At 47.0% G+C, this 10,417-nt stretch carries 9 protein-coding genes and 1 tRNA gene; all 10 read right to left on the reverse strand.

Annotation, left to right across the window (positions count from 1 at the left end; all coding sequences use genetic code 11):
• The coding region (locus IJ369_RS10250; RefSeq protein WP_290718731.1) for a DNA translocase FtsK 4TM domain-containing protein at positions 1–2,268 on the reverse strand (2,268 nt) is incomplete at its 3' end.
• Positions 2,269–2,395: 127 nt separating this feature from the next.
• On the reverse strand, positions 2,396–3,295 hold the full coding sequence (locus tag IJ369_RS10255; protein ID WP_290718733.1) for an EamA family transporter: 900 nt from the start codon (positions 3,293–3,295) through the stop codon (positions 2,396–2,398).
• 110 nt (positions 3,296–3,405) lie between these two features.
• Entirely contained in the window at positions 3,406–4,596 is a 1,191-nt protein-coding gene (gene ilvA, locus IJ369_RS10260; RefSeq protein ID WP_290718735.1) for a threonine ammonia-lyase, read from the reverse strand.
• Between the two features lie 328 nt (positions 4,597–4,924).
• The gene (gene clpX / locus IJ369_RS10265) at positions 4,925–6,223 is read right to left on the reverse strand and encodes an ATP-dependent Clp protease ATP-binding subunit ClpX (RefSeq protein ID WP_290718737.1); all 1,299 of its coding nucleotides are present in this window, start codon (positions 6,221–6,223) and stop codon (positions 4,925–4,927) included.
• Between the two features lie 3 nt (positions 6,224–6,226).
• Positions 6,227–6,823, reverse strand: a complete 597-nt coding sequence (gene clpP / locus IJ369_RS10270; RefSeq protein ID WP_290718739.1) for an ATP-dependent Clp endopeptidase proteolytic subunit ClpP — start codon at positions 6,821–6,823, stop codon at positions 6,227–6,229.
• Positions 6,824–6,911: 88 nt separating this feature from the next.
• Entirely contained in the window at positions 6,912–8,207 is a 1,296-nt protein-coding gene (gene tig / locus IJ369_RS10275) for a trigger factor (RefSeq protein WP_290718741.1), read from the reverse strand.
• A 181-nt stretch (positions 8,208–8,388) separates the two neighbouring features.
• Complete coding sequence (locus tag IJ369_RS10280; RefSeq protein ID WP_290718743.1) at positions 8,389–8,670, reverse strand: DUF503 domain-containing protein; 282 nt, start codon at positions 8,668–8,670, stop codon at positions 8,389–8,391.
• A 14-nt stretch (positions 8,671–8,684) separates the two neighbouring features.
• A complete protein-coding gene (locus IJ369_RS10285) occupies positions 8,685–9,122 on the reverse strand; it encodes a DUF1893 domain-containing protein (protein ID WP_290718745.1) in 438 nt (145 codons plus the stop codon).
• Positions 9,119–10,249 (reverse strand): aldo/keto reductase, encoded by a 1,131-nt coding sequence (locus IJ369_RS10290; RefSeq protein ID WP_290718748.1) that lies wholly within the window; start codon positions 10,247–10,249, stop codon positions 9,119–9,121. The genes IJ369_RS10285 and IJ369_RS10290 overlap by 4 nt, the downstream gene beginning before the upstream one ends.
• 77 nt (positions 10,250–10,326) lie before the next feature.
• Positions 10,327–10,398: transfer RNA gene (locus IJ369_RS10295), tRNA-Gly, on the reverse strand.
• Between the last annotated feature and the right edge of the window lie 19 nt (positions 10,399–10,417).

A 10,417-nucleotide genomic window follows, 5' to 3' on the forward strand; every position in this document is an offset into this window, starting at 1 on the left:
CATCTGTGCCAGTCGGCAGATGGCATCTTCCACTTCGCCGGGAGCTGCCATCATCAGGTCAGCCAATTCATCGATGATGATAACGATCTGAGGCATCTTGCCCTTTTCATCGCCCTTATCTTCCATCATTTTATTGAAGCCCTTGATATCACGAACACCATGGGCCGCAAAATCGTTATATCTCTGGAGCATTTCTCTCACCGCCCAGTTCAGGGCAGAAGACGCCTTTTTGGGGTCTGTCACAACGGGAATCAGCAAATGAGGAATGCCGTTGTATACACTCAATTCAACCACTTTGGGGTCTACCAAAAGCAGTTTTACATCTTTCGGATCAGACTTATAAAGGATACTTGTGATCAGCGTATTGATGCAGACGGACTTACCACTGCCCGTCGCACCCGCAATCAAGAGGTGAGGCATTTTGGCAATATCCGTTACTACAGGGTTGCCTGCAATATCCTGCCCCAGGGCGAATGCCAGCTTGGAGGGATGTTCCTTGAAAGCATCGCTTTCCAGCAGGGTTCTCATATAAACAGACTGTGTTTCCTTGTTAGGCACTTCAATGCCTACCGCCGCTTTGCCGGGGATAGGCGCCTCGATACGGATGCCGCTTGCCGCCAGATTCAAGGCAATATCATCCGCCAGATTTACGATCTTGCTTACCTTTACGCCCTGGCTGGGGGAAAGTTCATATCTGGTAACGGTAGGGCCTTTGCTGATCTGGATGACCTTTGCATCCACGCCAAAGCTCTTCAGTGTCGTTTCCAGTTTTCTTGCGTTTTCGATCATTTCGGAACGGCTGCCGCTGCTGCCTGTCTGAGGGTCTTTCCCCAACAGGTCAATGGGAGGATAGATGTAAGGCTTTTCCTCTTCCACAGGCTCTGCAGGAATTTCCGCTTCTGCTGCCTCTGTTTCCGCTTCCATTTCTTCTACAGTTTTTTCCACGGGTACGGGTGCTTCTTCCAGAGTTTCCTCTGCAACGATTGGAATTTCCTCTTCTTTCTCGATTTCCTTGCCCATATCTTCATCGGGCAGGATATCAATGATCGGAACATCCTCTGCAGCAGGTTTTTCTGCAAAAATTTCTTCAATGACCGCATCGCCGTTGTCTAAGCCGATGCCCTGCACTACAGGTTCTTCCTGCTTTTCAGGTACAGTCACAGGCTCTTCCCTCTTTACAGAAGGAATGATTGCCTCTGCCTTTGTTTCCGCCACTTCCTTCAGGGTAGACGCCGCCATCATAGAGGCCGCCGCCTTCACTGCATTTCTGGAAGTATCAGCAATTGCTTTTTCCACAGCCGCTTTTTCTGCCTCTTCCTCTTCGTTTACCTTTACGAAGTCAAAAATAGGCTCTCTCTTTTTGGTTTCCAGCGTAATAGGCTTTTTGCGGAATACCGTTTCCTGAACATAGGGGGTTTCTTCGCTGTTTTCCTGCACTTCGATATTGAAATCTTCACGGGACATTTTCCTGCGGCGTTCTTCCTTCTTCGCCAGTCTTTCCTCTTCGATCAGTTCCTGCTGGCGAATCCGTTCCGCTTTATTTTTAATTTTTTCATTTTTTACTTTCTTTCTGGCCTTACGATGGGCATTGGCATCCCCGATGGCATGGAAGAAGGATTTCCCTGTTGCCATTACGATGGAAATGATCCCCATTGCCAACAGAATAATGATACTGCCCAAGGTATCCAGCGCGCTATGCAAACCGCCGCCGATCAGGCCGCCAAACAAACCGCCGTTGCTGAAAGCACCCTCGCTATACAACGTACCGCAGCGTTTGAAAAAGCTCAGCCCTTCCGCTGCACTCACAGGATTGATGACCTGCGCCGCAGAAGCAACCGTCAGCAAAAACAGCACCGCACCAATGGCGCGCACCAGCGGGTATCTTTTTTCTTCATCCGCCAGCATCCAAATGCAGTAAACGATGACGAATACAGGCAGCAGCAAGCCGCCAAAGCCAAGGATGCCCTTAAAAAATGTGCTGATCAGGCCGCCGATGATGCCCATTTTATCTGTCAGCAGGCTCACGAATACCACAATAGAAACCACGATGATCAGCAGCAGGATGATCTCATCCAGAATATTGTCCCCAAAACGGGCAGGCTGTGCCGTCACTTTTGTTGTCTCTTTTTTCGCAGCGGCTCCCGCTGTTTTTGTTTCACTTTTTCCGCTGCTCTTTGCACCGCTCTTGGCGGCAGAAGCCGTCTTTTTTACTGCCGGTGTTTTCGCAGGGGTTTTGGCAGTTTTTTTCTTGTTTTTCTGTTCCGCCAAATTTCTCACCTCATCTATTTTTATATCGTTCAGATAAAATTTTCTAACACTTTATTATAGCATAAATTCCTTTTTCAAGCAAATATACCCTGGTTCTAGAAAGAACCAAGGTATTTAAAAATTTTCTTTATTTTGAACGAAGAGACAATGCCACGACCGTTCCCAAAATCAGTACAAAGCCGGCCAGGTCCATGATGTGAAAGCTAGCCCCCAAAAATACCAGCGATACGATGATAGCCGTAACCGGTTCTACCATCCCCAGAAGGCTGCCCATAAAAGGGCCTACCAGGCTGACCCCCTTCAGGTACAGAGAAAATGCAAGGGCTGTACCGATCACTACAACACCCGCTGTTGCCAGAACCGTCCCACGATCGAAAAGGATATCATATGTCCAGGGGCGTACCACAATCAGCATGGCAATCCCAGCAATAAACATAGCATAACCTACTGCCGCATAAACGCCATATTTCCGCAGCAGATTCCCGGAAAGAAGATTATAGGCCGCTGCAGAAACTGCCGCGCCCAAACCGAAAATCAATGCCAGCGTGGTGATGCTCATACTGCGGATATCCCCATGGGTACTCAGCAGGAACACCCCGAACAAACCGCAGAGCATCGCTCCCAGTTCCAGTTTTCGGGGCAATCTTTTTTCCTTCAGGCAGATATATCCCAAAATCACTACAGGCCCCAAAGACTGCAGCACTGTTGCCGTGCCCGCATTGGAATGCTGGATGGCAGCAAAGTATGTATACTGACAGGTCAGCATCCCCGCCAGTGCAAAAAGAACCATACTCTTTCGGTCTACAGGGTCTTTCCACATATCCCCCATGCGTTTTTTCGTCAGAAGCAACCCCAGCAGGATCAGCAGAATACCTGCAAAGACCAGACGGACCGTTACCAGCCATTCTGCCGTAATGCCTTTTTCCTGAAACAAATATTGCCCAAAGCAGCCGGAAAGCCCCCAGCAAGTGCCGCCTGTCAGGGCATAGATGATGCCGACTCTTCTTTTATCTTTCGTTTGCTCCATTTCTTTTCACCTCAAAAATTAGAATAATACAAATTCCCAAAGTTTTCAAGATAAGAGAAAAAGGCTCGAACCTTTCGGTTCAAGCCTTTGGAAAATCCGTATATTTACGATTAGATTGTGTAGCCGTTTGCTTTCAGAGCTGCTACCATTTCTTCGTAGTGTGCTTTGTTTCTTGTTTCAACAGCTACATCTACTACTACGTTGCTTACTGCTACGCCTTTTGCTCTTCTGTTGTGGTTAACATCCAGAATGTTAGCGCCTGTGCTGGAGATGATCTGCAGCAGCTGGATCAGCTGGCCGGGTTTATCAGCCATCATTACAGAGAATTCAGCGATTCTGCCGTTTTCCTGCAGGCCTTTGTCGATGATTCTGTCCAGAACGTTAACGTCTACGTTACCGCCGGAAACTACACATACAACTTTTTTACCAGCGATGTCTACTTTGTTTGTCATAGCTGCTGCTACGGAAACAGCGCCAGCGCCTTCAGCTACCATTTTGTGTTTTTCCAGCAGCATCAGGATTGCGGAAGCGATTTCGCCTTCTGTTACTGTTACGATACCGTCAACGTATTTCATGCAAGCGTCGAATGTCAGGTCGCCGGGTTCTTTTACAGCGATACCGTCAGCCATTGTGGAAACGCTGGGCAGTTTTTCGATTTTCTTGTGTTCTACGGACTGTTTCATGGAAGGAGCACCTGCTGCCTGTACGCCATATACTTTGCAGTTGGGGTTGATAGATTTTACTGCGCAAGCGATACCGGAGATCAGACCGCCGCCACCGATGGGAACCAGGATTACTTCTGCTTCGGGCAGTTTTTCCAGGATTTCCAGAGCAATTGTACCCTGACCAGCCATTACGTATTCATCGTTGAAGGGGTGCAGGAATGTGTAGCCGTGTTCTTTCTGCAGTTCAACTGCTTTTGCAGCTGCGTCATCATATACGCCGGGAACCAGAACAACTTCTGCGCCATAGCTCTTTGTTGCTTCTACTTTAGCCAGAGGTGCGCCTGCGGGCATGCAGATTGTAGCTTTGATGCCTTTTCTCTGAGCAGACAGAGCTACGCCCTGAGCGTGGTTACCAGCAGAGCAAGCGATTACGCCTTTGGAAGCTTCTTCTTCTGTCAGGCTAGCTGTTTTTACATAAGAGCCTCTCAGTTTGAAGGAGCCTGTCAGCTGCATATTTTCACATTTGATGTAAACATTTGCGTTGGGGTTGATAAAAGCGGATTCATACAGAGGTGTAGTTCTTGCTACGCCTTCCAGTGTTTTCTTTGCGTCCTGAATCATTTCCAGTGTCAGCATTTTTTCTTCCTCCTGTTTGTGTTTTTTTGATTTACGTTTGTCTTTATATCAAGGACTTTTATTCATCCTTGTCCTTCTCTCGAATACAGGTAAATTATATCCCTCAAAGCCCGTATAGTCAATGATTTTTTGCCATTTTTTTAACATTTTTTGCGATTTTGGCAGATATTCCAGTGATTCCATCTGCGGTGTACAATTTTCCGCACTCTATAAAATTTTGCCTTTTTTCATTGTGCGTTTTTCCCCCTGAGAAAAATTTTCCAATCAAAAAGAAAGCGCCAGAATACCGCTTCTTACAGTATTTCTGACGCTTTTTGTTACTTTTTTATTAAGCAGACACTCCGCTGTTTCTGCTGCTTTTACGTTTACGCATACGCTGCAGGGGCTGTCTGTTTTCATTGTGGATATATTCAGGCTCTGCTGTGCCTGCTACAACATCCTCTGTGATGATGCAGCGCTCCACTGTTGTTTCTGTGGGAATTTCATACATGATAGGATTGATGAATTCCTCTACGATGGAACGCAGACCACGGGCGCCTGTTTCTCTTTCCATGGCTTTTCTTGCAATGGCTTTGAGGGCTTCATCCTTAAATTCCAGAATAACATCATCCAAAGCGAAGAGATATTCATACTGCTTTGTCAGAGCATTCTTGGGTTCTGTCAGGATATGCACAAAGGCATCTTCATCCAGATTATCCAGTGTCACCACTACAGGCAGACGACCGATGAATTCAGGGATCAGGCCATATTTCAGCAGATCCTGAGGCATCAGGCTCTGCAGCAGTTCGTCGTTCGTTTTATCCAGCTTGCTCTGTACTTCTGCGCCAAAGCCGATGACTTTATGACCCATACGGTTCTGGATGATCTTTTCGATGCCGCCAAAAGCACCGCCGCAGATGAACAGGATATTTGTTGTATCGATCTGGATGAATTCCTGATGAGGATGTTTTCTACCGCCCTGAGGGGGTACGCTTGCCACAGTGCCTTCCAGGATCTTCAGCAGTGCCTGCTGTACGCCTTCACCGCTGACATCTCTTGTGATGGATACGTTTTCGCTTTTCTTTGTGATCTTATCGATCTCATCGATATAGATGATACCGCGTTCTGCACGTTCGATATCATAATCTGCCGCCTGGATCAGTTTCAGCAGGATGTTTTCTACGTCCTCACCTACATAGCCCGCTTCTGTCAGGGATGTAGCATCGGCAATGGCAAAAGGCACATTCAGCACCTTCGCCAGCGTCTGGGCCAACAGCGTTTTCCCTGTACCGGTAGGGCCTACCAGCAGGATATTGCTCTTCTGCAGTTCCACATCATCCGCTTTCGCATCCATATAAATGCGTTTGTAATGGTTATAAACGGCAACGGCCAAAGCCTGTTTTGCCCTATCCTGACCAATAACATATTCATCCAGCGTTGCTTTGATTTCCTTAGGCTTGGGAACATTAAAATTCTCATCCTTGTCTGCCAGCACATCGTATTCTTCATCGATGATATCGGCACACAGATCGATACATTCATCGCAGATATATACATTAGGTCCCGCGATCAGTTTTTTCACCTGATCCTGTGTTTTACCACAGAAGGAACAACGCAGCTTATTCATATCTTCCGTTTTTCCTGCCATTTATCATTTCTCCTTTGTCTGAGGTCTTGTGATGACATCGTCGATCAGGCCGTAAGCCTTCGCTTCTTCTGCAGTCATGAAATTATCGCGTTCTGTATCTCTTTCCACTTCTTCCACAGGTTTGCCTGTGTTTTCAGCCAGGATCTTGTTCAGTTTCTGCTTTGTGCGCAGGATGTTTTCTGCGTGGATGCAGATATCTGTTGCCTGGCCTCTTGCGCCACCGCTGGGCTGGTGGATCATCACTTCTGCGTTGGGCAGAGCATATCTCTTGCCCTTTGCGCCGCCTGCCAGCAGGAACGCGCCCATGCTTGCAGCCATGCCGATGCAGATCGTAGAAACATCGGGTTTGATGTACTGCATTGTATCATAAATTGCCATGCCGGCTGTTACGGAACCGCCGGGGCTGTTGATGTACAGATTGATATCCTTATCGGGGTCTTCCGCAGCCAGGAACAGCAGCTGCGCCACAACGAGGCTTGCTGTTACGTCGTTTACTTCTTCCCCCAGGAAAATGATTCTGTCTTTCAGCAATCTGGAATAAATATCATAAGAACGTTCGCCACGGTTGGACTGTTCTACTACCATAGGTACTAAACTCATTATGATTCCTCCAATCTTATATTATCTAAATAGGCACAGTTTCCTGTGCCTACTTGATTTTCAAATTATTACATTAAATCCGGTGGGATTATTCTGCTTCTTTGATGATAGCTGTGTCTTCGATCAGTTTCATAGCTGCTTTTACCAGCATATCCTGTCTCAGAGCTTCTTTATCTTCAGCCTGGATCATATCCAGCATTGTTTTGCCGTCGATACCGTAGCTTTCGCCGTATTTTACAACTTCTGCATCCAGGTCTTCATCGGAGATAACCAGGTTTTCAGCTTTTGCGATAGCTTCCAGCATCAGTCTGGCGTCAACGCTCTTCATGGATGTATCTTTGAAAGTTTCTCTCATTGTTTCTTCGTTTGTGCCCATGTACTGATAGTAGATATCCATGGACAGACCCTGACGAACAATGTTTTCTTCGAATTCTCTCATCATGCTATCGATCTTGTTATCGTACATAACCTGAGGAACTTCCATTTTGCAGTTAGCTACTGCAACGTCCAGCAGTTTGTCGCCCTGCAGCTGTCTAGCTTTTTCTGTTTTTTCTGTAGCCAGTTTAGCCAGGATGTCTGCTTTGTATTCATCCAGTGTGGAGAATTCGGAAACATCTTCTGCAAACGCATCGTTCAGTTCAGGCAGTTCTTTTGCTGTGATCGCGTTCAGCTTGATTGCGAATACAGCGGGTTTGCCAGCCAGTTCAGGTGCATGGTAAGCTTCGGGGAATGTTACGTTGATGTCGAATTCTTCGCCGATGTTGTGGCCTACGATCGCTTCTTCGAAACCTTCGATGAAGGAGTGAGAACCCAGTTCCAGGTCATGGCCTTCTGCCTTGCCGCCGTCGAAAGGAACGCCGTCAACGGAACCCAGGTAGTCGATGTTTGCAACGTCGCCCAGCTGAGCTGCTCTATCTGTTACTTCTACTTTTCTTGCGTTCTGTCTCTGTACTTTTTCCAGTTCCAGCATAACATCTGTGTCTGTTACTTCTGCGGAAACTTTTTCAACTTCCAGGCCTTTGTACTGACCCAGTTCTACTTCGGGTTTTACTGTTACGTCGCAGATGAATTTTGCGCCTTTACCGGACTGGATGTATTCGATGTCCAGTGTGGGAGCGGAAACAACATCCAGACCCAGTTCTTTGATTGCTGCCTGATATTCTTCGGGGAAGATGTGGTTGATGGCATCTTCGTAGAAGAATGCTTCGCCATACTGTGCTTCGATCAGTTTTCTGGGCACTTTGCCTTTTCTGAAGCCGGGCAGAGCCAGGTTGTTTTTGTGTTTGTTGTAAGCGAAAGCCATACCCTGTTCCAGTACTTCTGCGCTTACTTCAAAGGAAAGTTTTACTGCTGTTTTTTCTTTGCTAATTAATGTTGCGTTCATTGTAAGAAGCTCCTCCTTAAAAATATTCGTTTTATGACAACGTTGTCTTGTATTCTATGATGCTGCCATGTTGAGATACAGTACTCTAAAACTGCACAATCACAGTTGATTATAACACACAGATTTTTGAAAATCTACAGGTAAATGCAAATTTTCCTCAGGTTTTCGGGAAAAAACACGCCTAAAATACCTCATATTCTGCGGAAATCAATTCCGCTTCTGTATTTTTCTCCATAAAATCCAGGATATGCTGTATCATGCTGTCGGCGTGACGTTTTTCATTGGTGACACAGGCAAAGCCAATGACAATCATTTTATGCTCATCCTGCAGGTCTACCTCTGCAACGGAAACATTGAATTTATGCCGTGTTTTCTCCACCAGGCTTTTTACCACCATCCGCTTTTCCTTCAGACTGGAGACCCACTCCGCCCGAAAGGTGACCTCACAAGTCCCTACGATCATGGCATTCACTCCTTTTATTTTGCAGAACTAAGTTCTGCCAGTTTTCGTTTCAGTGCTTCATAAGCTTCTTCCGCATCTTCGATCTCAAGCACTGTCTGCTCCATGGGACACATGCCCGTTTTGGTGCGGTTGATGATATATTCCACTTCTTTCCCGTAGGTAAAAGTGATGCTGCTTTTCGCAAAGGCCTTCAATGCATGGCTGCTAACGATTTCGCCAAAGGCTTCCACCACGCCTGCCTTTTCCATCAGGAGCGCCGCTGCTCTGCCGATGACCCTGTCCGCCACACAAGCACCTTTCAGGATATCCATATCTTCTTTCAAAAGCGCCATCATAGGCGCGATGCCCTTCTTTTCAGAAGTGACCAGTTTTCCGTTGGCTAAAGCTGCCGCAAAGGTAATCTCCCCCTGCAGAGCTGCTTTTGCCTGTTCCAGTCTTTCGTTCTCCATCATTTCCAAATCCTTCCATCAATATCCGCTGCAACCCGCTTCAGGTCTGCGCGAATAGAAATTTTCTGAGGGCAAACAGATTCACATTTGCCGCACTCCCTGCATGCAGCAGGTTTCTGTTCTACAGGCATGCCGTCCCATGCGAAGCCAATGACCCCATAGCTGCGATAGATGTGATACTGATTCCATCTCTTGAAACATTCGGGGATATTTACCCCAAAGGGACAGGGCATACAATAACTACAGCCGGTGCAGCCGTTCTGCACTCTGCTTTTCATTTCCGCCGCAACTTCTTCGATGACAGCATATTCTGCATCATTCAAAGGCTTGAAATCAGCAAACGTATTCAGATTATCCTGCACCTGCTCCATGCTGCTCATGCCGCTCAGGATGACCTTCACATTCGGCAGACTGCCTACCCATCTCAATGCATAGGAAGCGGTCGTCGCATCGTTATTCAGTTTCGCAAATTTCTCATTCAGATCAGGGGAAAGATTGGCCAGAGCACCGCCTCTCACAGGCTCCATGATGACCAGAGGGATACCCAGTTCTTCTGTCAGTTTGTAGCCCTTCATGCCCGCCTGTTCTTCCGTATCCATGTAGTTGAACTGGATCTGGCAGAAGTCCCATTTTCGTACTTTTATGATTTCTTCGAATACTTCATAGGAATCATGGAAAGAAAAACCGATGTATCTGATCTTGCCTTCCGCCCGCAGTTCTTCCAATGCAGAAAGCACGTCCAGCTGCACTACGTTTTCCCATCTGCCCTTATCCAGCGCATGAAGCAGATAAAAGTCGATGTGGTCTGTCCGCAGACGTCTCAGCTGTTCTTCCACAAATTTTCGCACATCCGCCTGTTCCTTTACCTCCCAGACAGGTAATTTCGTTGCCAGATAAAAGGAATCTCTGTCATGTCTGGAAAGGGCTTCACCGTAAAAATCTTCACTCTCACTGTCGTGATAGTAATAAGCCGTATCAAAATAATTCACACCATTGGCCAATGCGTAGTCCAGCATTTCAGATGCCTTCACCCGATCGATCCTGCCGTCTTCCTTCGTAGGAAAACGCATGCCGCCAAAGCCCAGCAGGGAAACCTCCGCGCCAACGGTCTCCATTTTTCTCTTCTCCATTCTTCTCCCTCTTTCCATTGCAAAACCTGAATATACGAAAAAAGCAGATTCTGATATTCTCAAAACCGACTTTCTAAAGCGCGAGACGAGATTAGAACTCGCTACCCTAGCCTTGGCAAAGCGATGCTCTACCACTGAGCCACTCGCGCATAGTATGAAGTTTGTCGA

It is taken from the genome of Anaerotignum sp. (assembly GCF_017483025.1).
GTDB lineage: Bacteria > Bacillota > Clostridia > Lachnospirales > Anaerotignaceae > Anaerotignum_A.